27 protein-coding genes and 1 pseudogene are annotated in these 26005 nt (G+C 72.7%); 12 read left to right on the top strand and 16 right to left on the bottom strand.

The window, feature by feature from the left end; all coding sequences use genetic code 11:
* Positions 1 to 6: 6 nt before the first annotated feature.
* From Q6350_RS04780 to Q6350_RS04770, 3 genes are read right to left on the bottom strand one after another with little or no spacing between them, the layout of a single operon-like run.
* Positions 7 to 873, bottom strand: a complete 867-nt coding sequence (locus Q6350_RS04780; RefSeq protein WP_304603062.1) for a carbohydrate deacetylase — start codon at positions 871 to 873, stop codon at positions 7 to 9.
* Positions 848 to 1258: a GtrA family protein gene (locus Q6350_RS04775; RefSeq protein ID WP_304603061.1), complete on the bottom strand. Its 411-nt coding sequence runs from the start codon at positions 1256 to 1258 to the stop codon at positions 848 to 850. Before Q6350_RS04775 ends, Q6350_RS04780 begins: the two co-directional genes overlap by 26 nt.
* A 19-nt stretch (positions 1259 to 1277) precedes the next feature.
* Positions 1278 to 2033 carry a glycosyltransferase gene (locus Q6350_RS04770; RefSeq protein WP_305065532.1) on the bottom strand — a complete coding sequence of 252 codons (756 nt, stop codon included), beginning with the start codon at positions 2031 to 2033 and terminating at the stop codon, positions 1278 to 1280.
* A gap of 127 nt (positions 2034 to 2160) precedes the next feature.
* Here Q6350_RS04770 and Q6350_RS04765 point away from each other — a divergent pair, with 127 nt between their 5' ends.
* Positions 2161 to 2871 (top strand): bifunctional 2-polyprenyl-6-hydroxyphenol methylase/3-demethylubiquinol 3-O-methyltransferase UbiG, encoded by a 711-nt coding sequence (locus Q6350_RS04765; RefSeq protein WP_304603059.1) that lies wholly within the window; start codon positions 2161 to 2163, stop codon positions 2869 to 2871.
* A 27-nt stretch (positions 2872 to 2898) separates the two neighbouring features.
* Here the strand turns inward: Q6350_RS04765 and Q6350_RS04760 are convergent, their stop codons facing one another.
* Genes Q6350_RS04760 through Q6350_RS04745 form a run of 4 tightly spaced genes read right to left on the bottom strand, consistent with a single transcriptional unit; the run spans position 2899 to position 7070 of the window.
* Complete coding sequence (locus Q6350_RS04760; RefSeq protein ID WP_305065529.1) at positions 2899 to 3795, bottom strand: NAD(P)-dependent oxidoreductase; 897 nt, start codon at positions 3793 to 3795, stop codon at positions 2899 to 2901.
* An 11-nt stretch (positions 3796 to 3806) separates the two neighbouring features.
* Positions 3807 to 4520 (bottom strand): sugar phosphate nucleotidyltransferase, encoded by a 714-nt coding sequence (locus tag Q6350_RS04755; RefSeq protein WP_304603057.1) that lies wholly within the window; start codon positions 4518 to 4520, stop codon positions 3807 to 3809.
* 28 nt (positions 4521 to 4548) lie between these two features.
* On the bottom strand, positions 4549 to 5535 hold the full coding sequence (locus tag Q6350_RS04750) for a GDP-mannose 4,6-dehydratase (protein ID WP_305065528.1): 987 nt from the start codon (positions 5533 to 5535) through the stop codon (positions 4549 to 4551).
* On the bottom strand, positions 5532 to 7070 hold the full coding sequence (locus tag Q6350_RS04745; RefSeq protein ID WP_305065526.1) for an MFS transporter: 1539 nt from the start codon (positions 7068 to 7070) through the stop codon (positions 5532 to 5534). Before Q6350_RS04745 ends, Q6350_RS04750 begins: the two co-directional genes overlap by 4 nt.
* A gap of 207 nt (positions 7071 to 7277) precedes the next feature.
* Between Q6350_RS04745 and Q6350_RS04740 the strand changes: the two genes are divergently transcribed.
* Both Q6350_RS04740 and Q6350_RS04735 read left to right on the top strand, forming a co-directional pair.
* Positions 7278 to 8216 carry a PDR/VanB family oxidoreductase gene (locus tag Q6350_RS04740; RefSeq protein WP_305065524.1) on the top strand — a complete coding sequence of 313 codons (939 nt, stop codon included), beginning with the start codon at positions 7278 to 7280 and terminating at the stop codon, positions 8214 to 8216.
* Positions 8213 to 9436 (top strand): cytochrome P450, encoded by a 1224-nt coding sequence (locus Q6350_RS04735; protein WP_305065522.1) that lies wholly within the window; start codon positions 8213 to 8215, stop codon positions 9434 to 9436. The genes Q6350_RS04740 and Q6350_RS04735 overlap by 4 nt, the downstream gene beginning before the upstream one ends.
* 41 nt (positions 9437 to 9477) lie before the next feature.
* Here the strand turns inward: Q6350_RS04735 and Q6350_RS04730 are convergent, their stop codons facing one another.
* The gene (locus Q6350_RS04730; RefSeq protein WP_304603052.1) at positions 9478 to 10341 is read right to left on the bottom strand and encodes an alpha/beta fold hydrolase; all 864 of its coding nucleotides are present in this window, start codon (positions 10339 to 10341) and stop codon (positions 9478 to 9480) included.
* Positions 10342 to 10527: 186 nt separating this feature from the next.
* On the opposite strand from Q6350_RS04730, the gene Q6350_RS04725 reads away from it, so the two are divergent.
* Positions 10528 to 12639, top strand: coding sequence for a glycosyltransferase family 39 protein (locus Q6350_RS04725; RefSeq protein WP_304603051.1), 2112 nt, complete (start codon positions 10528 to 10530; stop codon positions 12637 to 12639).
* Positions 12640 to 12684: 45 nt separating this feature from the next.
* Here the strand turns inward: Q6350_RS04725 and Q6350_RS04720 are convergent, their stop codons facing one another.
* Complete coding sequence (locus tag Q6350_RS04720; RefSeq protein WP_304603050.1) at positions 12685 to 13581, bottom strand: hypothetical protein; 897 nt, start codon at positions 13579 to 13581, stop codon at positions 12685 to 12687.
* Positions 13582 to 13837: 256 nt separating this feature from the next.
* Between Q6350_RS04720 and Q6350_RS04715 the strand changes: the two genes are divergently transcribed.
* The 3 genes from Q6350_RS04715 (at position 13838) to Q6350_RS04705 (ending at position 15324) form a co-directional block, all read left to right on the top strand.
* A complete protein-coding gene (locus Q6350_RS04715; RefSeq protein WP_304603049.1) occupies positions 13838 to 14110 on the top strand; it encodes a DUF1905 domain-containing protein in 273 nt (90 codons plus the stop codon).
* Between the two features lie 26 nt (positions 14111 to 14136).
* Complete coding sequence (locus tag Q6350_RS04710; RefSeq protein ID WP_304603048.1) at positions 14137 to 14931, top strand: 4'-phosphopantetheinyl transferase superfamily protein; 795 nt, start codon at positions 14137 to 14139, stop codon at positions 14929 to 14931.
* A gap of 171 nt (positions 14932 to 15102) precedes the next feature.
* Complete coding sequence (locus Q6350_RS04705; RefSeq protein ID WP_305065518.1) at positions 15103 to 15324, top strand: DUF2180 family protein; 222 nt, start codon at positions 15103 to 15105, stop codon at positions 15322 to 15324.
* A gap of 9 nt (positions 15325 to 15333) precedes the next feature.
* Here Q6350_RS04705 and Q6350_RS04700 read toward each other — a convergent pair whose 3' ends face one another.
* The 5 genes from Q6350_RS04700 to Q6350_RS04680 form a co-directional block, all read right to left on the bottom strand.
* Positions 15334 to 16176 (bottom strand): DUF3626 domain-containing protein, encoded by an 843-nt coding sequence (locus Q6350_RS04700; protein ID WP_305065516.1) that lies wholly within the window; start codon positions 16174 to 16176, stop codon positions 15334 to 15336.
* An 11-nt stretch (positions 16177 to 16187) separates the two neighbouring features.
* Positions 16188 to 17576, bottom strand: a complete 1389-nt coding sequence (locus Q6350_RS04695; RefSeq protein WP_305065514.1) for a patatin-like phospholipase family protein — start codon at positions 17574 to 17576, stop codon at positions 16188 to 16190.
* Positions 17573 to 18721: a ComEC/Rec2 family competence protein gene (locus Q6350_RS04690; protein ID WP_304606395.1), complete on the bottom strand. Its 1149-nt coding sequence runs from the start codon at positions 18719 to 18721 to the stop codon at positions 17573 to 17575. Before Q6350_RS04690 ends, Q6350_RS04695 begins: the two co-directional genes overlap by 4 nt.
* A gap of 1 nt (position 18722) precedes the next feature.
* Positions 18723 to 19265 (bottom strand): hypothetical protein, encoded by a 543-nt coding sequence (locus Q6350_RS04685; protein WP_305065512.1) that lies wholly within the window; start codon positions 19263 to 19265, stop codon positions 18723 to 18725.
* A 145-nt stretch (positions 19266 to 19410) separates the two neighbouring features.
* On the bottom strand, positions 19411 to 21051 hold the full coding sequence (locus Q6350_RS04680; RefSeq protein ID WP_305065510.1) for an alpha-amylase family glycosyl hydrolase: 1641 nt from the start codon (positions 21049 to 21051) through the stop codon (positions 19411 to 19413).
* Between the two features lie 82 nt (positions 21052 to 21133).
* On the opposite strand from Q6350_RS04680, the gene Q6350_RS04675 reads away from it, so the two are divergent.
* Entirely contained in the window at positions 21134 to 21676 is a 543-nt protein-coding gene (locus Q6350_RS04675; RefSeq protein ID WP_304603041.1) for a hypothetical protein, read from the top strand.
* 45 nt (positions 21677 to 21721) lie between these two features.
* On the opposite strand, the gene Q6350_RS04670 is transcribed toward Q6350_RS04675, so the two are convergent.
* On the bottom strand, positions 21722 to 22237 hold the full coding sequence (locus tag Q6350_RS04670) for a MarR family winged helix-turn-helix transcriptional regulator (protein WP_304606397.1): 516 nt from the start codon (positions 22235 to 22237) through the stop codon (positions 21722 to 21724).
* An 80-nt stretch (positions 22238 to 22317) separates the two neighbouring features.
* Between Q6350_RS04670 and Q6350_RS04665 the strand changes: the two genes are divergently transcribed.
* The 3 genes and pseudogenes from Q6350_RS04665 (at position 22318) to Q6350_RS04655 (ending at position 24503) form a co-directional block, all read left to right on the top strand.
* Positions 22318 to 23370: an LLM class flavin-dependent oxidoreductase gene (locus tag Q6350_RS04665; protein WP_304603039.1), complete on the top strand. Its 1053-nt coding sequence runs from the start codon at positions 22318 to 22320 to the stop codon at positions 23368 to 23370.
* Positions 23313 to 24014: pseudogene (locus Q6350_RS04660) on the top strand (NADPH-dependent F420 reductase); the annotation flags it as partial. The gene Q6350_RS04665 and the pseudogene Q6350_RS04660, both read left to right, overlap by 58 nt.
* A 39-nt stretch (positions 24015 to 24053) precedes the next feature.
* On the top strand, positions 24054 to 24503 hold the full coding sequence (locus Q6350_RS04655) for an SRPBCC domain-containing protein (RefSeq protein ID WP_304606398.1): 450 nt from the start codon (positions 24054 to 24056) through the stop codon (positions 24501 to 24503).
* A gap of 22 nt (positions 24504 to 24525) precedes the next feature.
* Here the strand turns inward: Q6350_RS04655 and Q6350_RS04650 are convergent, their stop codons facing one another.
* On the bottom strand, positions 24526 to 25386 hold the full coding sequence (locus Q6350_RS04650) for an alpha/beta fold hydrolase (protein WP_305065506.1): 861 nt from the start codon (positions 25384 to 25386) through the stop codon (positions 24526 to 24528).
* 93 nt (positions 25387 to 25479) lie between these two features.
* Between Q6350_RS04650 and Q6350_RS04645 the strand changes: the two genes are divergently transcribed.
* Complete coding sequence (locus Q6350_RS04645; protein WP_305065504.1) at positions 25480 to 25995, top strand: CGNR zinc finger domain-containing protein; 516 nt, start codon at positions 25480 to 25482, stop codon at positions 25993 to 25995.
* The last annotated feature ends 10 nt before the right edge of the window (positions 25996 to 26005 follow it).

The raw sequence follows: 26005 nt of genomic DNA, 5'->3' as shown, positions 1-26005 counted from the left end.
GGGATGCTAGGTGGGCCGGGGATCCCGGTTTTCTCCTGAGGTGCGATGCCCTGCGTGGGCTTCTCCCGGGCGCACCAGCCGCACGCCACGCCCGGTCAGTGCCCGTGCCAGGTCCCGGTCGGTGAGTGCACGGACCTCGCGCTCCCAGGCGTATCCCCACCGGTAGAGCAGCCGGTCCGCGGGCGTCGGCAGCCCCGGGTGACAGTTCACCTCGAGGACCCCGGGCCCGGACCGGGCGACCGCCGCGACCACGTCCGCCGCCGTCAGGTGTCCCGCCTCGTCGAGCCCGGCGAACGTGTCGCTGGTGGCGAGCCCGGCCCGGCCCGCGGCGTCGACCAGCTGCCGGCGCCACCGGCGGATCACCACCGCGCGTGGCGACCGCGAACTCGTGGTGGGAGCTCGCAGGTACCCCACGCCCGCCTCGACGGCCAGGTCGACCACCACCCGCGCGACCGCGGGGAGCAGGTGGACGTGCTGATGGGTGTTCACGTGGCTCAGGTCCAGGCCCAGCCCGTCCCGGAGACGTTCCAGCTGGGCACGCCCTTCCGCCCGGAGGTCGTCGGGCGACACCCGACCGGACAGCACGCGCGCGGCGAGGTGGCGCCACGAGCGGGGCAGCGCGCCGGACCGGTCGACGAGCGTCGGGACCTCTCGGTGGGTCAGCAGCGGACGGTCCTCGCCGACGAACACCAGGTGCGCCCCGAGAGCCAGGCTCGGGCGCGCGGTGACCTCGTCGATCACGGCGTCGAGCGCAGTGCCGTTGGCCATCACGGACGCGGCGGTCACGACCCCGAGGTCGTGGGCCGTCAGGATCCCCCGGGTGATCCCTCGGCTGATGCCCAGGTCGTCAGCGGTGACGATCACGTCGAGCACGTCCACCTCCTCGCGCCGGGCGGAACACCCAGAACCGCAGCAGGAGGAAGCGCACCAGGGTGGACGTCGCATCGGCTCCCACGACGACGAGCACCTCGAGGCCACGTCGGGCGGGCTCGAGCGCGGAGAACGCCACGGCGGAGAGCCCGAGGCTCGCCAGAAGCGCCAGCGCGGCCTTGACGTGCTGGTACCAGACGGGGTCGTCCTTCGGCCCGGGGAAGGAGAAGCGCCGGTTCCCCTCGGTGTTCACGACCGTCGCCAGCGACAGGGCGACGGCGTTCGCCGCGACGGGGTCGAGCCAGGCGCGGAGCGCGACGAACACGCCCAGGTGCAGGACGCCCGTGCCGGCCCCGACCAGGACGAAGCGCACGAAGGAGCTCCGCACGGGTGCCAGGAGACGCCCCTCAGGCACGGATGGCCCCCGCACGGGTGGCGGGGCGGGAGCGACGGTCCCGGGCGAGGCGCACGATCTCGCGGAGGAACCCGACGGCCGTCGGCACCACGTCGACGGAGGAGCGTGGGTCGTCCAGGCAGTCGACCGGGACCTCGTGGATGCGCAGGCCATGGCGCTGGGCGAGGACGAGGAGCTCGGTGTCGAAGAACCAGTGGTCGGCCCGCACCTCCGCCATGACGGGCGCGAGCGTCTCGCGACGCCCCGCCTTGAAGCCGCACTGGGCGTCCGTGAATCGTGCTCCGAGAGCGACCCGCAGCAGCAGGTTGAGCGACCGGGACAGGAACGCACGGTGCAGCGAGCGCACGACGTTCGAGCCGGCGAGGTGGCGGCTCCCGACGGACAGATCCGCCCGGCCCGCCACGACGGGTGCGAGCAGCGACCGGAACGCCTCCAGCCCGATGGACAGGTCCGCGTCGATGTAGGCGACGACCTCGGCGTCGCTCGAGGCCCAGGCGTTGCGCAGTGCGAGGCCGCGACCGCGGGCCGGGTCGGAGAGCACCCGGACCCTCTCGAGCCGTCGGGCGAGGTCTGCCGCCACCGCCGCAGTCCCGTCCGTGCTGCCGCTCTCGGCGATGGTGATCACGCACCGGTAGGACAGCTCGGACGCCAGGTAGGCGTGGAGCGTGCGGACGCTGGACCTCAGGACGCCCGCCTCGTTGTAGGCGGGCACCACGACGTCGACCCTGGGTGCCGTGGACGGCGGCATGACAACCCCTCTCGTGCACTGGCTGGCGACGCTAGCCAGCGGTCCGGGGCCCGACGACTCCTGGTCTGCGGGCGGCCCGCCACCCGGGAGTTGTCGCCCGGCCGCGCCGCGACGTTGACTCGGTCCCATGGCGGAGAACCGGACGACACCCTGGCTGGAGGAGTGGGACCGTGGGCAACGGGCCTATTTCGGCGAGACGCACAAGGAAGCCCACTTCTCCGCGCTGGCGGGCAGTCTTCAGGAGCACCTGCCGCCGGACGGCGTGGTCCTGGACTTCGGGCCCGGCGACGCGCTCCACGCCGGGAGCGTCCTGGCCCGGTGCAGACGGCTGGTCCTGTGCGAGGCGGCCCCGGCCATCCGGGCGGGTCTCACCACGACGTTCGCCGCGACGCCCGAGGTCCGCGTGATCGAACCGCAGGAGCTGCGGACGATCCCGGCCGGCTCGGTCGACCTGGTGCTCGCCCACTCGGTCCTCCAGTATCTGACGGACCCGGAGGTGGACGCGTTCCTGTCGTCGGCGGCCCGCCTGCTCCCTCCGCGCGGCGTCCTGCTCCTCGGTGACCTGATCCGGCCCGGCGGCTCGGCCCTGGCCGACCTCCGCGAGCTCCTGCGGTTCGCCCGCCGTGGCCGGTTCGTCGGTGCGGCCGTGGCGCGGCTGGCGACACTGCCGGTCACGAGCTACGCGCGCACCCGGCGCGAGCACGGACTCGTGCACTACTCCTTCGCGGGTCTGGCGCGACGCGTCGGACCCCTCGGGTTCGACGTGCAGCAGCTGCCGGCGAACCTGGGGAACAACGAGGCACGCTGGACGATGCACGCCGTGCGTCGCGGGCCGTGACGTCCGCCGACCCCAGGGGCACGGGGGTCACCCCGGAACGGTGCCGGCCGCCTGAACCTGCTCGGCCCCCGCCAAGCCGTCGGCCCGAGCACGCTCCCAGGTCGCTCGGATCGACGCGTCGAGCGGGACCGACGGGGTCCAGCCGAAGGCCCGTCGGACCTTCGCGACGTCGGAGAACTGCGTCGCGATCCCGGCGGAGGTGCTCGCCGACGGCCTGTCGCTCACGACGCGGCCGCGGAAGCCCGTGATCGCCCGGACCCGCTCGACCACGTGGCCGAGGGGTACCGCTCGCCCGGTCCCGACGTTGTAGACGCCCGGCCGCGCCGTCGGCGCGCCCGCTACCGCGACGACCGCCGCGGCGAGGTCGGCGACGTCGACGAAGTCCCGTGCCGCCGCCAACGACCCCACGTGCACGACACCCTGCGGCCCCTCGAGGGCGACCTGCCGGCAGAACGATCCGAGGAACCCGCGGCAGCCCGGACCGATCACCGTCGTCGCCCGGAGCACCACCGCGGCGGGCATCGCCGCCAGCACCGCGCGGGTCCCGGCCAGCTTCGACCAGCCGTAGTCGGTCGTCGGCACGGCCGCGGCGTCCTCGCGGCACGGCCCGGGCGCGGACACCGCACCGTACTCGGCGGCCGAGCCCAGGTGGACCAGGCGAGGACGTGGCCGCGCGCGCGCCACCACGCCCGCCAGCCTGCCGGCCAGGTCGACGTTCGCCCGCCGGAGCCGGTGCCGCGAACCGGCTGTCGCGCCCGCGCAGACGACGACCACGTCGGGCGCGGACCTCGCCAGCGTCGCCTCGAGGACCGCGACCAGGTCCCCGCGTGTGCTGCCGGAACGGTCGACGGTCACGACGTCCCAGCCGCCGCGGACCATGCCCGTCCGGAGGTGCCCCCCCACGAAACCGGTGGACCCGACCACCACCGCAAGCATCACGCACCCCGCAGGAGGGCCCCGCGCATGCGTCCGAACTCCTCGTTGGCCCGGTCGTAGTCGTCCGGTCTCCCGATGTCGAGCCAGTAGCCGTCGTGGACGAACTCGGCAGGGTGCCGGCCCGCCCGGATGAGGTCGAGGATGAAGCGGTCGAACCCGAGCGCCTCCCCCGGGCTGTATCCGGCCAGCGCGTCGCGGGAGACGGCGTACACCCCCGTCGAGACCCGGTAGTGGTAGGTCGGCTTCTCGATGAAGTCGACGATGCAGCCGGCGTCGGCCTCGATCACGCCGAGGTCCACGGTGACCTGTCTCTTGTACGTCGCGACGGTCAGCGGCGCGGCGGCGGCAACGTGCGCGCGAAGCAGGGCGGTCGCGTCGATGTCCGTGAGCACGTCGCCGTTCATGACCAGGAAGTCGTCGGGGAGGTCCTCCCGCACGCCGACCACGGGCCCGAGCGTCCCGAGCGGCTGGAACTCGTTGACGTAGACGATGTCGAGCCCCCAGCGCCGCCCGTCACCGACGAAGGACCTGATCAGGTGACCGAAGTGGCCGATGGCGAGCGTCACCCGGCGAAAGCCCTGCCGCGCCAGCTGGTGCAGCACGATCTCGAGGATCGCGTGGTCGTCACCGATGGGGACCAGCGGTTTCGGCAGCCTCGTGGTGTACGGGCGCAGTCGCACTCCCTTGCCCCCGGCGAGGATCACGGCTTCCATCACATCGGGTCCTTCCGTCGGGTCGGGCTCACACCTGGTGCAGGTCGGGCTTGTACGACCCGAAGTGACGTGGCTCGGCCATCCACGCCCGCGTCGCCTCCAGCCCCTCCCGGAGCGACGAGCGAGCCTCCCAGCCCGTCGCCGCCCGCAGCCGCGAGGCGTCGCACTCGAGGTGCCGGACCTCGGCGGCCGGGGGCCGGACGCGCTCGGCGTCCGTGTCGACGTCCAGGTGAACACCGACGACCCGCGCGATCTCGTGGAGGACGTGCCCCATCGACCACGAGCTACCGGTGCCCGCGTTGAAGGTCGCGCCGTTCCACGGGTCGTCGTCGAGCTCGCCGACCGCCTGGAAGGCGGCCACGGTGTCGGCCACGAACGTCAGGTCGCGTCGCGGGCTCAACGAACCGACCCGAACGGTCGTCCGGCCGGCGAGAGCCTGGGCCATCACCGCGGGGATGAACGCCCGGGCCGACTGCCGGGGCCCGTACGTGTTGAACGGCCGGACCGTGACGGCCCGCACTCCGTACGCGGCGACGTACGACTCGACGAGCTTGTCCGCGGCGATCTTGGTGGCCGCGTACGGGGACTGCGCCTGCAGCGGGTGGTCCTCGGAGATGGGCACGCTGAGGGCGCTCCCGTACACCTCGCTGGTGGAGGTGTGCACGAGCCGGCTGCTCTCACGGCGCACCGCCTCCAGGACGTTCTGGGTTCCCAGGACGTTCGTCTCGACGTAGGAGCGTGGCGCGTCGAACGAGTAGGGCACCGCGATCAGGGCGCCGAGGTGGTAGACGACGGAGGCGCCGGCGAGCGCGCTGCTCGTCGTCCCTGCGTCCCGCAGGTCCCCGAGCCGCACCTCGACACCGTCGAGCACGTCGGCGGGGAGGTCCTCCAGCCATCCCCACGAACCGACCGAGTTGTACTGCGCCATGGCGACGACGTCGGCGCCCGCCCGGACGAGCGCCTCGACGAGGTGGGACCCGATGAACCCGTCCGCCCCGGTGACCGCGACCTTCACGGTCGGTGTCCGACCTCGTCGTCGGACGCCGAGAGGGCCGCGAGGTCGGCCTCGACACCCTCGACGACCGGGTCCCGCAGTGCGCCGTCGACACGCTCGAGGAAGACCGCGAGGAGGACGCCGCCGACGAACATCAGGACGGCGCCGATCTGGAAGCCCAGCGTGAATCCGTTGGTCATCGCGACCTCGACGGGTTCGCCCGCGGTCACGTCGGCGAGGAACCGGCGCATCGCGAAGGTCACGAGCACCGCCAGCCCGAGGGCGCCGCCGATCTGCTGCGCCGTGCTCTGCACCCCCGAGGCGAGCCCCGAGTCCTGCGTCGTGACGTTGTGGAGCGCGGCGTTCGTCGCCGCCGGCATGGTGGCGCCCGCGAACACCGCGAAGACGATCATCCCGGGGAGGATCCCGAGGAGGTAGGAGCTGTCCGTCGTGGCGAAGCTGGTGAGCGCGAGACCCACGCCGGCCCCCAGGAACCCGGCGACGACGACCGGTTTGACACCGATCTTCGGTACGAGGACCGACGAGATGCCGATGCCGACCCCGATCCCGAACCCGAGCGGGAGGTAGCCCAGACCGCTCTGCAGCGGCGTGTAGCCGAGGACGTCCTGCTCGAACAGCGTCAGCATGAACGTGTAGCCGATGAACGCGGCCATGAAGAACAGGCTGGTGAAGTTCACGACGGAGCGCGTCCGGTTGTCGAAGAAGCCCCGCGGGAGCAGCGGGTCGGGAACCCGGCGCTCGATGATCAGCATGCCGAGGAGGAGCGCGATCCCGGCCGCGACCGGGAAGACGACGGCGGCGGACCCCCAGGGGTTCTCGGCGGCCTCGAGCAGCCCGTAGACGATCGCGACCAAGCCTGCGGTCGAGGTGGCGGCTCCCCAGACGTCGAGACGGCCGCGCCGTCCGGGTGCCATCCGGGACTCGTCCAGCAGGGCCGGGATCGCGATCAGGGCGATGAGGGCCACGGGGAGGTTGATGAGGAAGATCCACCGCCAGGACGTGAAGCTGGTCAGCAGACCGGAGAAGACGTACCCCAGCGTGCCGCCGAGAGCCACGAGTCCGCCCCAGATCCCGAGAGCCTTCGACCGCTCCTTCGCATCGGTGAACAACAGTGCGATGAGACCGAGAGAGGCCGGCGCGGCGATGGCCTCGGCGGCGCCCTGGCCGAACCGTCCCAGAATCATCATGGCCGGGTGGGTCGCGAACCCGCAGAGCGCCGAGGAAGCTGCGAACAGCACGACACCGATGATCAGCAACCGACGGCGGCCGTAGTAGTCGGCGAGGCGGCCACCGAGGATCAGGAGCGAGCCCGCGGCCAGTGCGTACCCGTTGACCACCCATGTGAGGCCGGCCGGGTCGAACGCCATCCCGTCCTCGATCGCCGGCAGGGCGACGTTCACGATCGTCATGTCCAGGAGGATCATGAACTGGAGCGCGGACAGGACCAGCAGGGCCTTCCATCGTCGCGGGTCAGCACCCGGCGGATGAGCCGAGGCCTTCTGCCGGCGGGACGGATCCGTGCTCGATGTCGCCATGCGAGCGAGGCTATGGCGACCGCTCCGACAGACCGACTCCTGGGTTGCGTCGCCGTCTGCGCAACCGGGAAGAAGCGCTGGCGGACCACGTCCCGCTAGCGTCGGGTCACCGGCAGCCACGACGGGCGGTGCGTGGACGCTGTGGCCGCCGGCCGCTCGGTCCACGACGACCGGCGGCTTAGCCCCCTGACCTCCGGGACGTTTCCCATGACGAACGGCACGACACAGCTGGACGTGGTGGCCCGGCGCCGGATCGCGCGCGACGTCGTGGAGCTCGAGCTGCGGCACCCCGGCGACGAGCGGCTGCCCGACTGGGCACCGGGCGCCCATGTCGCCCTGACCCTGCCCAACGGGATGGTGCGCCCGTACAGCCTCTGCGGCGACCGCTGGGACGCGTACAGCTTCGTGGTCGCGGTGCGGCGCGACGCCGAGGGTGCCGGGGGCTCGGCGTTCGTCCACGACCGTCTCGCGGTGGGCGACACGGTGCGGGTCGGCGCGCCCCGCACGTCGTTCCCCCTCGTCCCCGGCAGGACATGCACCTTCGTGGCCGGCGGCATCGGCATCACGCCGTTCCTGTCGATGATGCAGGCGGCCGAGCGCCTCGACATGCCGTACCGGCTCCTGTACGTGGGCCGGGACGTCGGGACGATGCCGTACCTGCACGACCTGCTCGACGGACCGCACGCCGGGTCCCTCGAGGTCTTCACGACGGCCACCGGTGGTCGTCCGGACCTCGCAGAGGCGATCGGTCCCGTCGCCGCGGGAGACCGGGTCTACGTGTGCGGCCCCCCGGGGTTGGCTGCGCGGGTCGAGGAGATCGGCCGTGCCTGGCCGGCCCACACGTTGCGTACCGAGTCCTTCGGCCGCCGGACCGGGCTCGACACCGACGAACCGTTCACCGCCGAGCTCCGACGGACCGGCAGGACCCTCACGGTCCCGCGGACGAGCACTCTGCTCGAGGCGATCCACGCTTCCGGTGTCACCGTCATGTCGTCGTGCCTGACCGGCACGTGCGGCGCCTGCGAGACCCCGGTGCTCGAAGGTGCGGTCGACCACCGCGACACGATCCTCGTCGACGGAGAGGACGGCGTGATGTTCCCCTGCGTGTCCCGGGCTCGCGACGAGAGCGTGGTGCTGGACCTGTGAACGAGCTCCCGCTCGCGTCGACGCCATCGGCCGAGGTCCCCACGATCGACGCCGACCCCTTCGGCGACGGTGGCAGTGTCGACCCGTACCCGTTCCAGGTCGCCGTCCGCGAGACCGCCGACGTCGTCCGCCTCGGCCGGTACGGCTGCTACGCGACGGGTCGCCACGAACACGTGGCGGCGGTGCTGCGCAACTGGCAGGACTACGGCTCGGCCGCCGGGGTGGGCCTGTCGAACTTCGCCGTCAGCACCCCGTGGCGGCAGCGGAGCATCATCCTCGAGGCCGACCCCCCGCACCACGACGCCCCGCACCGGGTCCTCGCCGAGGTCCTCGGCCCGCGGACCCAGCGCACCCTCCGCGACCAGTGGTATGCCGGGGCGGACGCACTGGTCGGACGGCTGCTCGCCCGCACGACGACCTTCGATGCCCTGACGGAGCTGGCGACGGCGTTCCCGCTCCGCGTGTTCCCGGACGCCGTCGGCATCGCCCCGGGCGGCAGGCACCAGCTCCTCGGGTTCAGCGACGTCCTCTTCAACGCGTTCGGCCCGCGCAACGCCCTCGTGCGGGACGCCGCGGCGGACGCTCGTGCTCTGGCGGCGTGGGTGGACGCGAGCTGTCGGCGCGAGGAGCTGTCGCCGGACGGGCTCGGGGCGCGGATCTGGGCCGCCGCGGACCGCGGGGAGATCACCGCCGACCAGGCGCCCGATGTCGTGCGCTCGTTGTTCGCGGCCGGGGTGAACACGGCCGTGCACGCTCTGGGCTCGATGGTGCACGCCCTGGCGAACCACCCGGAGCAGTGGGCGCTGGTCCGCGAGGACGAGGCGCTGCGCCGGCGGGCGCTCGACGAGGCGCTGCGATGGTCGACACCGGTGCAGACCTTCTTCCGGACGACCCTGCGCGACGTGTCCCTGGCCGGCGCGCGGATCGGCACGCACGAGAAGGTGATGGTGCTGCTCGGGGCGGCCAACCGCGACCCCCGGCGCTGGGAGGACCCCGACCGCTTCGACGTCACCCGGGACACGGCCGGCCACGTCGGGTTCGGCACCGGCCTGCACGCCTGCCTCGGTCAGAGCTTCGCCCGCCTCGAGGCGGAGGCGCTCCTGGCCGCGATGGTGGCTAGGATCGAGACCATCGAGCCCGCTGGGCCGGCGGTCCCGCGCCCGAACAACACGCTCCGGGCCTGGGCACGGATCCCCGTCCGGGTGACGGTACGGGCCTGAGCCGCCGCCCCCGGCCGGTGCGGCGGAGGGCGGCGGGCGCGTCAGTCCTCGTCGAGGAAGGCCATCACGTACCGGGACCAGGCGGCCTGGTCCAGGAGGTGGTCGCACCCCTTCATCGTCAGCAGATGGGCGTCCGGGATCCCGTCCGCGAGCTGCACGCAGGCGTCGTGGATGCCCCCGTCCCCGATGTCGCCGCGCATGATCACCGTCGGGACCTGAACCGCGGGGAGCTTCTCGGCGGGGATGGCCGTGTGGTCCCGGCTGATGATGGCGTCGTAGTAGGCCGAGTAGGCCATCGACTCGAAGGCGTCCCACGCAGGGTGCTGCTTGAAGTACTCCATCGTGTCGGGGCTGATGAACCCCACGATGTCGCGACCGAACATCTCGACGATCTCGCCGCGACGACCCTCGTCGATGAGCCGACGGATCGCCACGAGCTGCTCGGTGGTGGCTTCCGGTGACCGGTACGGCGGCTCGTAGAGGGCCATGCGACGGATGTCGAGGCCCGCCGCCGCGCCTTCGATCGCGACCATGCCGCCGGTGCAGTTGCCGAACACGTCGCACGGTTCCCCGACGGCCTCGATCACGGCCCGCAGGTCCTCGACCTCGGTGTCCAGCGTCCAGGCGTCGGGATCGCCGAGGTCGCTGTCGCCCCGTCCCCGCCGGTCGTAGTTGTAGACGGTGAAGCGCGTGGACATGATGCCGGCCATCGGGCGGAACATGGCCCGGTCGTTCAGACCGCCGCCCACGATGACGACGGGGCGACCGCTGCCCGACCGCTCGTAGGCGATCCTCGTGCCGTCCGCCGACGTCGCGAACTCCACGGGGAGCTGGCGGTCAGCTGCGTAGTCGTCGTCGAGCGGCAACGAGCGGCGTTCGTCGACGGTCGTGGCGGTGGTGTTCATCGGACCTCCCGTGTCTGCTGCCCGAGTGGTGTCGGGTTGTCGCGATCACCGTAGGCCGGTCGGACGGGCCGGGATTCTTCTCGCGTGCTGGTCCCGCCGGGACCCGGGCCGCCGGGCAAACCGAGAGTTGGCCGCCGCCCGTGCGGTCGGTTGCCTGAGGAGCACCACCACGACGAAGGGACCACGATGGCCGCTGTTCTGACACCGACCGCCCGGAAGCGGCGCACGGGGGCCACCGGCCCTCCGGCGGCGAGCTCGGTCTGGTATACGGTCGCACTGGTCGTGCTCTGCATCGCGGCTGCCGTGATGTACTCCTGGAGGGTCTCCGAGGCGGACCTCGGGAACACCTACTACGCGGCAGCGGTCCGGTCCATGCTGCAGAGCCCCACGAACTTCCTCTTCGGGGCGGCTGACCCCGCAGGCATCGTGTCGGTGGACAAGCCGCCGCTGGCACTGTGGGTGCAGGCCGCGAGCGCTTCTCTCCTGGGGTTCCACAGCTGGGGGCTCTTCCTGCCGCAGGTGGTCGCGGGCGTGCTGACCGTCGTCGCGCTGCACCGCGCCGTGCGGATCTGGGCCGGCGAGCGGGCCGCTCTGATCGCCGCCGCGGTGATGACGCTCTCCCCCGTGACGGTGGCGCTCAACCGGCACAACAACACCGACACGCTCCTGATCCTCTTCCTGGTGCTGGCCGCCTGGGCGCTCACGCGAGGGCTGCAGGAGGACACGGACGCCCGGCGCCGGCGATGGCTCGTCACGGCCGCCGTCCTGGTCGGCCTGGGGTTCAACACGAAGATGCTGGAGGCGTGGATCGTCCTGCCCGCCTTCGCCGGAGCGGTCTGGTGGGGCGCGGCCGGGCTGTCCGTGCGGACGAGGGTCGGCGACCTGGTGCGGTCGTTCGTCACGCTCGTGCTGGTCTCCTTCTCCTGGTCGGCGCTGCGAGACCTGTGGCCGGGCGAGAAGCCCTACATGGGAGGGACCGTCTCGGACAGCGCGTTCGAGCTCGTGTTCGGCTACAACGGCTTCGGCGCCCTGCTGGGCTCGGGCCAGTCGGCCGGCGGCTCGGGGCTCAACGTCCCGCTGGCGGTCGTCGGGCTCTTCGGTGGTGCGCCGGGTCTCGATCGGCTCTTCTCGCCGGAGACCGGCGGGCAGATCGCCTGGCTGCTGCCGTTGTGCGCGATCGTCCTCGTCGTCGTGGGGGCCGGTGCCTACCGCCGTGCCTGGCGCGCCGAGCCGATGGCCGCCGGACCGCGCGCCGGCGGCTGGGTGCTGTGGGGAGGTTGGCTCGTCACCGCCTTCACGGTGCTGAGCTTCACGCAGGGCATCTTCAACTCCTACTACGTCTCGCTGCTCGTCCCGGCCGTCGGTGCCGTGGCCGGGGCCGGACTGGTTCGGCTGTGGGACGCGCACCGCGACGGTGAACGCACCGCGACGGCCCTGCTGGCCGTAGGCGTGGCCGCGACGGCCCTCACCGCGGTGGTGCTGGTCGGCCGGTCCCCGGAGTGGCACGGCTGGATCCGCTGGATGGTCGTGGCGCTGTCCCTCGCCGCGCTCGCCGTCCTGGCGGCGCCTCGTCTCCGGCGTGCCGGGTACGGTCTGGCGCTCGTCGCCGTCGCCGTCCTCGCCGGTTCCGCGTCCTGGTCCGTCGCGTCGGCCGCGTCGGCGCCGTCGTCGGGCGGGTTCCCCAAGGCAGGCCCCCCGAACGAGCGGTTCGAGGCGATGCGGGCCGGGGTGCTCGTCCCGGTCGATCTCGCGGACCTGCCGATGCCGCCCGTGTCGCTCGACCGCGACGCGCTGCCGACGGAGATGCCGGCCGAGCTGGCGGCGCTGACGGACCCCGAGTTCACCGGCCCCGTGCGTGCCGGCGGGCTGGCGGGCCACACGATGTCCGCGGAGAACGCGGCCGTCCTCGACTTCGCCAGGACGCACGCCGACGGGGCGCCGCTGACGCTGCTCACCGAGGGTGGTGGCCTCGCGGCGTCGGAGTTCGTGCTCGACAGCGACGAGGCCGTCGCCGGTTTCGGGGGCTTCCTCGGTGCCGACCCGGTCCCGACCACGGCGACCCTCGATGCGTGGAAGGCGTCGGGCAGGCTGCGGTTCGTCCTCTCGGCGGCTCCTGGGCCGGACCGGGTCGGCGGCATCGCCGGGATGGGTGGCGAGGAGGCCCGGGAGCGGGTCGCCTGGGTGCAGTCGAACTGCTCTCCGGTCCCGCCGGCGGCGTACGGGGGGTCGAACTTCACCGCGGCGGACGACCTGCCCATCCCGAGCTACGGCGACTCCGTGCTCTACGACTGCGGCTGACACGTCCGGGCGGCCGGTACCTGGTACCGGCCGCCCGGACGTCCCTCAGACGGTCGGGAACCACCCGATGCCGAAGATCGCCGGCACCCGTAGACCCCAGTAGGCGATCGAGAAGGCACCCAGCGCCAGCAGCAGATAGCCCCCGACCCGCAGAACGGTGAGCTGGTGGCGGGCGACGAACCGCTGGAGGGCCGGCCCGGCCGCGGCGACGAACGCCAGGTAGAGGATCCCCACGAGGGCCAGGTTGCCCAGCACGACGAGCACGAGCAGCCCGACGCCGACGAGCGGGTGAGCGTCGACCGCCGCGGCGAGCACCTCGCGGAACATCGGGAACGGCCGTCCTACGACGAGCAGACCGAGCAGCGCACCCAGCGAGAGGATGCCCCGACGGCCCCGCAGCGGGGCACCGGTGAGGTAGCGGACGGCGACGTACACGAGCCCCACGCCGAGGACGACGTTGATGACGGAGGCCTGGACGAGCCGCACCGGCATACCGGCCATGGTCTCGTCGCTGAGCATCACGGTGCCGTCACCGGCGGCGACGACCACGACGCCGTACGCGGCGGCGACGACGCTCATCCCGAGAGCCAACCAGCCCAGCTGGGCCGCCGCGTGCCGGACGAGCGCAGCTCGGGACGGTGTTGTGGCCCCGGTCCCGGCGGCCAGGGGACCCACCGACGCGAAGCACGCGATGTTGCACGCGGTGAACGTGCCCGCCAGACCGGCCACGGTCGCGAAGGCGAGCGTGCCGACGAGGCCGGGTTCGGCGACGTGGTCCGCGCCGAGGAAGAGCCCCGAGATGGCGCCCCCGACGACGTCGTCGACGAACTCGTAGGACCAGATCACGGCGATCAGGACGCCGACGACGACGGCGACGGCGGCCCCGGGCAGGGCCCGGCGAGTAGGGGTCGTGACCGGAGGTGGTGCGGTAGTGGCTTCCATGACTCGCTCTCCCTGCACGTGGGTCTCGAGCGTCGGTCGACGGCTCGAACGGACGCCGGCGGCTGCGGCCGGCCCGGACCCCGTGCGGGGCGGTGGGGACAGGCCACCCCGACGACCTCCTGGGACCAGGAGCGTCTCAACGGCGGGCCGGGGGCCTGCCTCCTGGCTTGCGGAACCAGCCGCAGGACCCGCGCCACGCCGTACCGACCCGGATCGTCCGATGTCCGACGTGCCGCCCTGGGGGTAACTTGTCGGCATGGCGAGCGAACAGATGAGCTTCGAGACCAAGATCGGCGTCGATGTCAAGGGTGAGACGTGGAGCTGCGTCGAGATCCCCGACTCGGCCGAGTTCTTCGGGACCGGCAAGACCGTCCGGGTCGACGCGACCGTCGACGACGTCACGCTCGAGAACGTCGGGGCGATGGTGACCGGCACGGGAGGGCACATGGTGTCCCTGAACGCGAAGGTGCGTAAGCAGCTTGGCAAGGACGTCGGCGACCCGGTCAAGGTGACGATCACGCAACGGTAGGTCACCGGAGGCGCGGTGCTCCCGTGATGACCGGGCCACCCCGTGCGGTCACCGTCTGGTGTGCCCCGACGGTGCCGGTCTCGTGCGGGAGTGCCGCGCTGCTCACCACGGACGAGGCGGGCACGGTCGGCTCGTTCCTGCGCGCCGACGATCGTGACCGGTTCGCGACGGGGCGCGCACTCACGCGCGCCGTGCTCGGCGAGACGCTCGGCGTCCCTCCCCGTGGCGTCGACGTCCGCATGGGAGCACCGGGGGGACCCGCCCCGGGCAAGCCCGTCGTCAGTGGGGGTCCCGCCTTCTCGGTCTCGCACGCCGGGTCGTGGGTGCTCGTGGCGGTCGTCGACGACGTCGGCGCCCACGGGGTCGACGTCGGTGTGGACGTCGAGGCAGCGGCGGGCGTCGGACGGCACCTGGACGACCTGGCCGGCGTCGTGCCCGTCGCGGAACGGCCGGCCGCCGGCTGGACGGCCCGGACCCTGACCCGGTCGTGGGTCCGGCGCGAGGCGGTGCTCAAGGCGGTCGGCACCGGTCTCGGCGCTCCCCGCGACGACCTGCTGCTGACCCCCCCTGACGCCGCCCCGGCCGTCCTCTGCTCCCGGGGCGCGTTGCCGGAGCCGACGTGCCTCGCCGTGCACGACGTGGAACTGCCGCCGCTCGGCACCGTGGCGTCGGAACACCTCGCGGCGGTCGCACTGCGCTCGAGGAAGCCGCACCACGCCGTGATCGCCGCGGTCACCGTCGCGGACGGCCTCGGGGTGCTGGCACGTCATGGCGTGCGGGTACCGCCCGGGCCGAAGGCACGCCGCGGGGGGCGTCCGTGATCCCGTCGCGGACGGGCGAGTGATCGACCCGCTGCGATACTGGAGACGGCGGCCCTGTCGGCAGACCCCGCGAGCGCCCCGGCAAGGACGGCACGGATCCCGCACCTGTCCGGCACGCGGGGGTCCGCGGGCGTCGCCCGGACTGGCAGCACGCATCACAGGAGATGTCCCATGAACTGTTTCGAATGCGCCACCGAGCACCAGGCCACCACCCCGGCGGTCACCGTCTGTTCGCAGTGCGGCGCCGGCTCGTGCATCAAGCACACCCGGGCGGCCCACGCGCACAAGGAGGTCTACTACTCCCCCGGGGCACCCGGCGAGCGCGACCTCGGCCGCCGCATGTTCTGCACGACGTGCGCACCCGAGTTCGCCCACACGATCGACGTCGCGTAGCGGCCCCGGCTAGGGAAGGGCGCCGCTGCGGCGTCCGTAACGGGCCAGCAGGTGCCACACCTGCTTCAGCGTCTGGGGGTCGACGTCGTCGGCTCCGCGCCACGGGCCCAGCAGCGCGGGCGTCAGCTCGCCCTCGGCGGCGACGGACTCGGCGAGCCGGACCGGTTCCGGCCCCCGGTAGCGCTCGTCGAACGCGGTCGGGAAGGCCCGATAGCCGGGGTGCCACTCGACGGCGCAGCCGAGCCGCTCCGCCGCCGCGGCGACCGCCGTCCCGCGGTAAGAGGGGTCCAGGACCACCGCCTCCAGGTCGCGGTCGACGCGAACCTCGCCGTGCACGTGCGCCTCGACGTAGCGGTCGAGAGGGTCGCGGCACGGGTCCGAGCGCAGCAGCGCCGTCAGTCCGGACCGGTCCCGGGTGCCGAAGTCGTGCGGCGTGTGGACGCTGTCCGGGTAGCAGAGGGTCGCCCGCTCGAGGACGCCCGGCCGCAGCCGCAGATAGCTAGAGCCGAACCGCGGTGCCGCGCCGTAGGGGTCGCCGTCGAGCAGGAGCGCCCCGTACCGCGGGCGGGCGGCCGGTGCTGCGTCGTCGTACACGCCGCCGAAGATCCGGCTCTCCCACCGCCACCGGTCCCCGCCGGGGAAAGCGGTCAACCCGCCGTTGCTGGTCCTCGTCTCGAACTGCGACCGGTAGACACCCTCGCGCGCGACCGTCTCCAGCACCGACCCGCGCCCGGCCGGGGCATCCGGGTGGAAGTGGAGCACCACCCGGGCGTCCGCGGGCAGCGGACCTCCCGCGGCACGGTCCCGAACGTGCTCGACCGCGCTGCGCCACCGCTCGTCCTCGGGCTCCATGCCGGCCGAGCCTAGGCCGCCGACGGCTCCGGGTCGTCCAGGAGACGCTCGAACCGCTCGCGCTCCGGCAGATCGAGCAGCGGGTACCCGTGCAGGACGTGCAGGTTGCACATGGCGAGCACGTAGGAGTGCTCGAGCAGGTCGACGGTCGCGGTCCTCCCGAGTCGCCGCAGCACGGTGGGCACGTCCGCGTTGGAGTCCGCCCGGGCCCGCCAGGCCTCGCGGGACTCGTCGTCGTCGCCGAGCAGGTCCAGCACGGCACGGGCACGGCGGGCCCGCTCCTCCTGGTCCTTCCGGAGGAACGCGTCGGCCACCCGGTACGGGGACTGCTGGATCTGGACGATCGCGCCGCGCTGCCCTCGCCCGGTGCGCTCGCAGTCGACCCAGGTGTGCACCAGACCGCGTTGACGCCGTTCGGTCGGCACCTGGTACATCACGCTGCTGGACCGCAGCAGGGTGAACAGCTCTCCCACCAGGAACCGGCGTGCGTACCGCAGCCGCCTCCAGCTCAGCGCGGTGGTGGCGTTGACGATGACGAGCTCGTCGATGGTGCGGCCCACGACCGGCAGCTCCGGGGCGCGCTCCAGCCTCTTCTCGAGACCGTCCGGCCACTGGTCGGCCAGGTTGTCGTACACGCCGCCGTCGGTGAGCAGGAAGTCCTCGGCGACGCCGCCCTCCTGCGTACCGCCGTGAAACCCGTACGGTGCGGTCTTCAGCCGCCGCGGGGTGAAGGCGCCGGGCATACCCAGGGAGGCCTGGACGGCGGTGGACAACCTCATGTCGTTCGTCGACCCCGTGCCCAGCCGGTGGGAGTAGAGGAACCGCGGGGTGAGGTAGAGGTGCTCGGCCGACTGCAGCTCGGTCGCGCACACGACGTGGTCGAGGGACCGGTCGATGTCCCCCAGTCGCGTCGACCGTCCGTCCCGCTGGAAGTGGGTCCGGGCCAACGCGCGGTCGAGGACGTGCGAACGGCGCTCGAACCAGCGGGCCGTGAGCCCCATCAGCACGCCCCCCGCCAGCAGCGTGAGCCCGGATCGCCAGGACAGCCCGTTGAGGAACACGAAGACGATGCCGGTCAGCATCGTGGCCACGGCGACGCCGGCCCCGACGAACACCGAGATCAGGTAGGCGTTGGTGGGCGGACCCCAGAAGAAGAGACCGGTGTCGGCGAGGTGGCGCACCAGCCGCTGGATGGTGCGGTCGAACCCGGGCGGGTCGACGGTCCTGTAGTCGGTCTCCTGCGCCACGACGGCGTTGGCGATCGACCCTCCGGACACCGAGGAGATCGCGGAGACCTCCTCGTTCTTGCCGCTGTCGACGAGATAGAGCAGCGCGCCCAGCCCCCACGCCGTCGCGCGGTGCCCCCCGCCGGATATGGCCACGCCGATGTGCTGTGTCATCGGTTGTCGAGCCTACGGGCCTTCCGCAGTGCCGCAACGGATACCGACCGGCCAGGGGTGTCACCCAGCCGCCACACCTGGGGTCGACGACCCTCCTCCAGCACGGTGACCACGGTGCCCAGGGCGCGCCCGTCGGTGTCCCGGTCGGCCGTGTAGTAGATCCTCAGCTCCCAGTCCTCCTCCGAGCGCTTCCCCCCGGACCCGGCCCTCGGGTCGCGGGCCTCGCGCAGGATCTCCTGCGCCAGGTCGTGCGGGAAGTGGTACCGGGGCGAGTCCGGTCCGCACGACACCACCGAGGCCCACGGCCTGATCCGTTCCATCAGCTCGAGATTGACCCCCCGCTTCGACGCGTGGTGCGAGACCTTGAAGACGTCGGCCTGCAGCAGGTCGACGTCCCCGGTCGCCGCGGCGATCGCCGCCGAGCTGGCGGAGTTCGACTTCATGAGGAACGGGAAGTCCGTCAGCACGTAGGACCACGACAACGTCTGCGCGTCCCCGCCGAGCACGAGGGAGACCTCGGACGAGCTCTTGTCCACGACGTTGCCGGCCTCGTCACGGGTGACCACACGCGCGGCGGGATGCTGCAGACGCATCGACAGGGAGGAGTCGTTGATCTCGACCCCGTAGGTGTCGAACCGGTTCCTGAGATGGATCGACGGGGACAGCACGGTGATCCCGGTCCGGCCGATCCACCGGCTCAGCCCCGACGCCGGGTGGCTGTACAGCAGCCCGGTGCGCCGCTCCACCTCGGCCATCATCCGGTGGAACGCACCGATCGGGTGGAAGTACCCGGGGTCCCAGAACTCGGCGACCCGGTCGCCCAGACCGGCCAGCACCTCGGCCATCGCGCCGATGTGGTCCTGGTGCGGGTGGGTGGCCACCACGAGGGCCACGTCGTCCACGCCGGGGAGCAGGCCCTCGGCCGTGAGCGCCGCGATCAGCGACAACGGCTTGTCCCGTCCGGCGTCGACGACGACGGCGCGACGGTGCTCCGCCACCGGGTCGGTCGGCAGCAGCACCACCTGGGCGTCACCGTCACCCACGTTGAGCACGAAGTGCGCCAGGGCGTCCGGTCGCTCCTCGAGCTCGTCGACGAGGTCGCGCGCGGTGAAGTGGTCCGCCGGGATGCGCTGCGGGACGGACATGTCACACCGTCGAGGCGGCCGCACCGGCCGGAGGACGGCGAGGCCCTTCCGGGGACGGTGGTCCCGAGGACTCGTGGGCCACGTCCGCCTCCCGCAGCCGCATCGCCGGGTTGACCGCGACGACCTGCGCCGCGTGCGCGGCACGCCGCGCCGAGGCGGTCACGTCCAGGAGCTGCCAACGCCGGGGGTCGTTCCACCGGGGGTCGTCACCGGCCCGGACCCAGAACACGTCGCCCACGCGCAGCGCCCGGCCCGGGGCCGGCTGCCCCGCCTGCGCACGGCGGGCGTCGACATGGTGCTGGAACGTCGACACCCGGAAGGAGCGGACCTGCGGGTGCTCCGTGAAGACCAGGTGCCCCACGCCGTCGACCTGGGGCCACCGGTCCAGCACGAGGATGACGTGCGCGGCCTCGAGATCGTCGACGACGGCGTACCGGTCGTCCGGGTCCGGTGCGAACCGCACCCGGTCGCCCTCGGGGGCAGGTGTCCACAACCGGAGGACCCCGTGCGTCTCCCCCCGCGCCGCGCTGCGCTGCTCAGACATCCCGCACCCCGCATCCCCGAACCCGATCCCCCGACACCTCAGGCTCTCCCCGTCCCGGTCGACTCGCAGCCCACCGGCCGCGAGATCACCCGGCGCCCGGGCTCGCCCGCCGCGCTCGTCGCCCTCCGGGTCGGCCGTGCGCGCGTCAGGGTCGAGTCACGGCGAGCACCGCGTGACCACCACCGGCGACCTCCACGACCCCGTCCTCGACCCGGACGCCGTCGCCCAGGAGCATCGTGGCGGTCGCGCCCGCGAGCGCCGGGATCGTGGCCTGGGCCGGCTCGCGCCGCGGGTTGACGACGACGAGGTGCTCCTCGCCGCGCAGGTAGACGAACGGATACCCGACGTGCAGGACGGTGCGCGCCCCACCGGTGCGCAGCGCCGGGGTGCGCCGACGCAGGTCCACGAGGTCGCGCACGTGGTGCAGCAGCGATCCCGGGTCCGCACGCTGGGCCGCCACGGTGGGGCGGGACGGGTCCGGGTCCTGCGGGAGGTAGAGCCGCTCGACCGGCGCGGAAGAGAAACCGCTGTTCGGCAGGGCGTCGTCCCACTGCATCGGGGTCCGGCACCCGGCGCGGTCGTACCCCGGGTTCCAGCGGCTTCCCTCCGTCTCGGGCGCGTCGGGCAGGTTGCGCATCCCGATCTCGTCGCCGTAGTAGATCGACGGCAGCGACCCCCACGTCAGCAGGAACGTGAAGGCAGGGCGCAGCTGGTCACCGGTGCGCGGCCCGGCGGCGAGCCGTGAGAAGTCGTGGTCCGCCGTCGGCAGGACGACGAGCCGGTCCGCGCCGGCCCGGCGGTCCCGCTCGTCCCACTCCCGCAGGAACGTCTCCAGCGCGCGGGTGCCCGCCTCCTCGTCGACCTCGGGGTCGTAGTAGCAGGGCTCCATCGCCGCCGGGTCCTGCCAGGTCAGGTGGCCGGTGGCGCCGTTGTTGAACAGCGCGCTGTGCTCGCGCTGGATGACGAGCGCGAAGTCCGCGTCGAAGCCTCCCCGCAACCCGGCGTCGGCGGTGTTGTCGTCGTCGGCCTCCGGCAGCAGCACCGCGTCCGGGTACCGCGCGCGCATCCAGCCGGCGATCTCCCGCCACAACGCGGTGGTCGCCTCGAGGTCGGGGTCGTCCTTGACGAGGGAGAAGGCCAGGTCCACACGGAACCCGGCCACCCCGCGGTCCAGCCAGAACCCGATGATCTCCTGCAGGGCCTCGCGATTGCGCGTCGGGCCCGGGGCGTCGGTCGCCTGCCGCCACGGCTCGTCGGGGTGCGGTCGGGCGTAGCCGAAGTTCAGCGCGGGCTGGGAGTCGAAGAAGTTCTTCAGGTACCAGCCCTCGCGCGGCCCGGGCGACGGGACGAGCCCCGGCCCGTCGCGGTCGGCCCAGATGTACCGGTCGTCGGAGGGGTCGGCGAGGGACCGGGCGAACCACGGGTGGTCGATCGAGGTGTGTCCCGCGACGAGGTCGAGCAGGATCCGGATGCCGCGCCGGCGGGCCTGCTCGACGAGCTCGACCATGTCCTCGTTCGTCCCGTACCGGGGCGCGATCGTCAGGTAGTCCTCGACGTCGTAGCCGGCGTCCCGGAACGGGGAGGCGAAGCACGGGTTGAACCAGATCACGTCCACCCCGAGCCACTCCAGGTGGTCGAGGTGGTCGATGACGCCCGGCAGGTCCCCGATCCCGTCGCCGTTCGAGTCGGCGAACGACTGCGGGTAGATCTCGTAGATGACGGCGTCCGCCAGCCATCCGGGTGTTTCGCCGGTCGTGCCTTCGTGCCGCTGCTCCGCCGTCGTCATGCCGCGAGCCTAGGAGCGATCGGCGTGCGGCGCGTGTCGGTGCCGCCCGTGGCATCGTGGAAGCGGCGGCGAGGAGGCGGCCATGGCGAAGGGCTGGCTGGTGCGGGCCACGGGTGTGCTGCTGCTGATCGGCGCGGCGGGCATCGGCGTCGACGCCTGGCTCTCGTGGAACCAGACGGACGGCTCCTGGGGACTGATCCTCGCCTACCTCGGCACGACGTTCGGGCTGGTCCTGCTGGTCCCCGTGATGGTGCGCCTCCGGGGCTGGGTGGCGGCCACGGGTGCCGCCGTCGGCGCCGCGAGCACGTTCGTGTTCTGGTACGGCTACCCGGAGTTCGCGATGTACGGGGGGCTCGGGTCGCTGATCCTCGGTGCCGTCATGCTCTCCCTGCCCGACTGGGGCCGCGTCGCCGCGTTCCCCTGGATCGTCTCCGGCACGCTCGGGCTGCCGGACCTCGTCCGGGAGGGCGTCTCGTGGGGTCCGGTGGCCTCGTTCTCGGTGCTCGGTGTCGCCATCGGCCTCACCGGGGCGTACGTCGTCACCCGCCCGGCGGGCGCCGGGCCACGGCACGGGACGGACGACCCTCCGACCGAGCTCCCGACCGGCCGAAACACTTCCACCTAGGCGACCGACGCGTCTCCCCAGCACGCTCGGACCCTCCGGACGGGGTCACCGTCGCGGACCGCCGGTGTCGGCCAGCCGAGCGGACAGCGCCTGGGCGATCTCACCGGCCGCGTCGAGCTGGGCGGGTGAGAGGGCGTCGATGAACAGCTCGGAGACCGCCTGCAGGTGGCCGACCGAGGCGCGGCGGAAGACGTCGGCGCCCGCATCGGTCAGATGGACGCAGGAACCCCAGCCCCCGTCCGCGGGGCCCTTCCGTTCCACCAGGCCGCGACGTTCCATGCGTCCGACGTGGTGGGACAGCCGGCTGCGTTCCCAGCCGACGGCGTCCGCCAGCTCGGAGGAGCGCAGGTTGCGCGCGGGGGCCTCCCGCAGCGCGAGCAGGACCGAGTAGTCCTGCAGGGACATCCCCGACTCGGACTGGAGCCGGGCGCCCAACCGCGAGCGCAGCAGCTCGGTCGTCTCGATGAACGCGCGCCAGGTCGCCAGCTGCTGCGCCGTCGGAGCGTGCCGAGCTACCTCTGCCACGGCGGGCCTCCCCTCCTCGATGGACATGTCAACCATCGGGAATAGTTGTTGACCTGTCAAGTGTTGACGTGTCAACTTCCGCCATCCTCCACCTCGATCACCTGGGGAGTCACACCGTGAGCACCACCGTTGAGTTCGGCCTCGACTCGTTCGGCGACCGCCCGATGGGCACCGACGGCGAGCTGGTCTCGCACGCCGCGGCCATCCGTCAGGTCGTCGACGAGGCCGTGCTGGCCGACCAGACCGGCGTCGACGTCATCGCCCTGGGCGAGCACCACCGCCCGGAGTACGCGATCTCCTCCCCGGACACCGTCCTGGCCGGGCTCGCCGGCGTCACGCAGAACATCCGGCTCGCCTCCGGGGTGACCGTGCTGTCCTCCGACGACCCGGTCCGGGTCTTCCAGCGCTTCGCCACCGTCGACGCCCTGTCCCGCGGGCGGGCCGAGGTCATCCTCGGCCGCGGCTCGTTCACCGAGTCCTTCCCGCTGTTCGGCTACGACCTGGCCGACTACGACCTGCTGTTCGAGGAGAAGATCCAGCTCTTCGCCGAGCTGCTCAAGGAGCAGCCCGTCACCTGGTCCGGCACCACCCGAGCAGCTCTCACCGACGCGGAGGTCTTCCCCACCACCGAGTCCGGCCACCTGAGCACCTGGGTCGGCGTCGGCGGTTCCCCGCAGTCCGTGATCCGCGCGGCCCACTACGACCTGCCTCTCATGCTCGCCATCATCGGCGGCGACCCCGCGCGCTTCCGCCCGTACGTCGACCTGTACCGGCGCGCTGCCGCGCAGCTCGGCACCACCGCCCACGCGGTCGGCATGCACTCGCCCGGCTTCATCGCCGACACCGACGAGGAGGCCCGCGAGATCTACTGGCCCCACTACCGCCTGCAGCGCGACCGCATCGGCGCCACGCGGGGCTGGCCTCCCCTGCGCAAGGAGGAGTTCGACGCCGAGATCGCGGGCGGGTCCCTCTACGTCGGCTCGCCCGAGACCGTCGCCCGCAGGATCGCCGCAGCCGTGACCAGCCTCGGCGTGGGGCGGTTCGACCTCATCTACACCACCGGCGCGCAGCCCGCCGACGCGCGCCTGCGCAACGTCGAGCTGTACGGGACCAAGGTCGTCCCCCTGGTCCGCGACCTGCTCGCCGACCAGCCCCAGGAGATCGCATGAGCACCAGCGACCAGACCCTCGGCATCATCGGCGCCGGCAAGGTCGGCACCGTCCTCGCACGTCTCGCGGTCCGGGCCGGCTACCGCGTCCTGATCTCCGGCTCCGGGGACCCGGCGAAGATCGCCCTGACCGTCGAGGTGCTCGCGCCCGGCGCCGAACCCGTCACCACGGCCGAGGCCGCGGCGAAGGCCGACGTCGTCGTCCTCGCCCTCCCGCTGGGCAAGCACCGCACGCTGCCCGCCGACGCGCTGGCCGGCAAGCTCGTCGTCGACGCCATGAACTACTGGTGGGAGACCGACGGCCACCGTGAGGACCTCGCCCGGCCCGCCAGCTCCACCAGCGAGCTCGTCCAGGACTCGCTGCCCGACGCCCGCGTCGTCAAGGCGTTCAACCACATGGGCTACCACGACCTGGAGGACGGCTCGCGGCCCGCCGGCCATCCCGAGCGCAAGGCGATCGCCGTCGCGGGGGACGACGTCGACGACGTCACCGCCGCGGCCGCCGTCGTCGACGATCTCGGCTTCGACCCGGTCGTCACCGGCGCTCTCGCCACCGGCCGGCGGCTCGAACCGGGGCATCCCGCCTTCGGCGCGAACGTCGACGCGGACCGGCTCCGGCTCCTCACCGAGTCGGCCGCAGCCTGACCCCACCTCGTCCGTCCCAGTCCACCCGGGAGACCCGTCATGTCCACGACCATCAGTCACGCCGTCGAGATCGACCGCGCACCGGCCGACGTCTGGAGCGTGCTCGCCGACACCGCTCGCTACCCGGACTGGAACCCGTTCATCACGCGCCTCTCCGGGGACCTCGAGGTGGGGTCCCGGCTCGAGGCCGTGATCGAGCCTCCCGGCGGGCGCCCGATGACCTTCCGGCCCACGGTCGTCGACCGGGAGCCGGGGCGGGTGCTGCACTGGCGGGGCCGCCTCCTGCTCCCCGGGATCTTCGACGGCGACCACCGCTTCGAGCTCGACGAGCTCTCCTCCGGCCGGACGCTGCTGACCCAGAGCGAGACCTTCAGCGGCGTCCTGGTCCCGTTGCTCCGGTCGATCCTCGCCCCGACACGGCTCGGGTTCGAGCAGATGAACGATGCCCTCAAGGCACGCACGGAAGCACTGCCCGCCGCCCGGTCGTGACCACGCGGCCGGCGCGACCGCATCAGGAGTGCCGGGCGAGGAACCGGCGCATCAGGGGCGCCACCTCGTCGAGCGCGCTCTCGAGCAGGAAGTGCCCGCCGTCGAGCAGGTGGATCTCGGGGTCGTGGGCGTGGCGGCGGAACGCCTCGGCGCCCGCGGGTCCGAAGATCTCGTCGTTCTTGCCCCAGACGGCGAGGACCGGCACGCGGGAGTCTCGCAGGTACTCGTGGAGGGCCGGGTAGAGCCGGACGTTGGTGACGTAGTCGCGGAAGAGCGCGAGCTGGGCCCGGTCGTTGCCGGGCCGGGCGACCAGCGCGGCGTCGTGCCGCCAGGTGTCCGGGCTCACGACGGCCGGGTCGGGAACGCCGTGGGTGTACTGCCACCGGATGGCCTCCTCGCCGAGCGCCGGCCGCAACGCGGCCTCGGTCTCGGCGTTCGGCTCGGCGGCGTAGGCCCACACGTCCGACCAGAACCCCTCGACGAAGCCCTCCTCGTAGGCGTTGCCGTTCTGGCTGACGACGGCCCACACCCGCTCGGGGTCCTCCAGCGCGAGGCGCCAGCCGATCGGGGCCCCGTAGTCCTGGACGTAGATCGCGTAGGTGTCGACGCCGAGCGCTTCGAGGAGCTTCGCGGTGTGCGCGGCCAGGGCGTCGAAGGTGTACCCGAACTCGTCCACCGACGGCGCGTCGGAGAGCCCGAACCCGATGTGGTCGGGCGCGATCACGTGGAAGTCGCCGGCCAGCTCGGGGATGAGGTGGCGGAACATGAACGAGCTGGTCGGGTAGCCGTGCAGCAGCACGACGGTGGGAGCCTCGGGGTCGCCCGCCTCCCGGTAGAAGACTCGCAGCCCTTCGATGTCCACGAAGCGGTGGTAGGTGTTCACGACGACGCCCTTCGGTCTAAAATGGTTTCGGTGGTTAGGTCAGTAGACCACGCTGGACCTAACCGTTCAAGACCATTGAGGGGGTTAGATATGGTGGCGGACGACGATTCCGTCGACGCGCTGCTCGCGCTGCTGAACTCCACACCCGTCACGGACGGCGTCGTCGAGGACCTGATGGCCGACCCGGCCCACGCGGCGGACCTCGCGCGACGCTTCGGCGGGCAGGGGACGACGAGCGAGGTGCGCGAGCTGGCCCGAGCCCGGGACGGCCTGCAGGAGGCCGTGCGCACCGGAACGGTCGGCGACGAGCTGGACCAGATCCTTCACGACGTCGCACAGGCGCCGTCGCCGCTCACCCCGGACGGCCTGCGCTGGCGGCTCGCCGGTCCCGCCGCGACGCTGCCCGCGGCGCGCGCGATCATCACCTGGTCCGAGCTCGCCGCCGACAAGCCCGGCAGGCTCCGCCCGTGCGGGAACCCCGACTGCCGACGGTTCCTCATCGACCGGTCCAAGGGCAACACGGCACGGTGGTGCTCCATGGCCACCTGCGGCAACCGCATGAAGGCGCGCCGCCACTACGCACGACAGCAGGCCCGGGAGACCACCTGACGGGATCGCG

It is taken from the genome of Isoptericola sp. b515 (genome assembly GCF_030588125.1).
Taxonomy (GTDB): Bacteria; Actinomycetota; Actinomycetes; order Actinomycetales; family Cellulomonadaceae; genus Isoptericola; species Isoptericola sediminis.
Note: the sequence above shows the minus strand (reverse complement) of the source record. Positions and strands in the feature narration are given on the sequence as shown.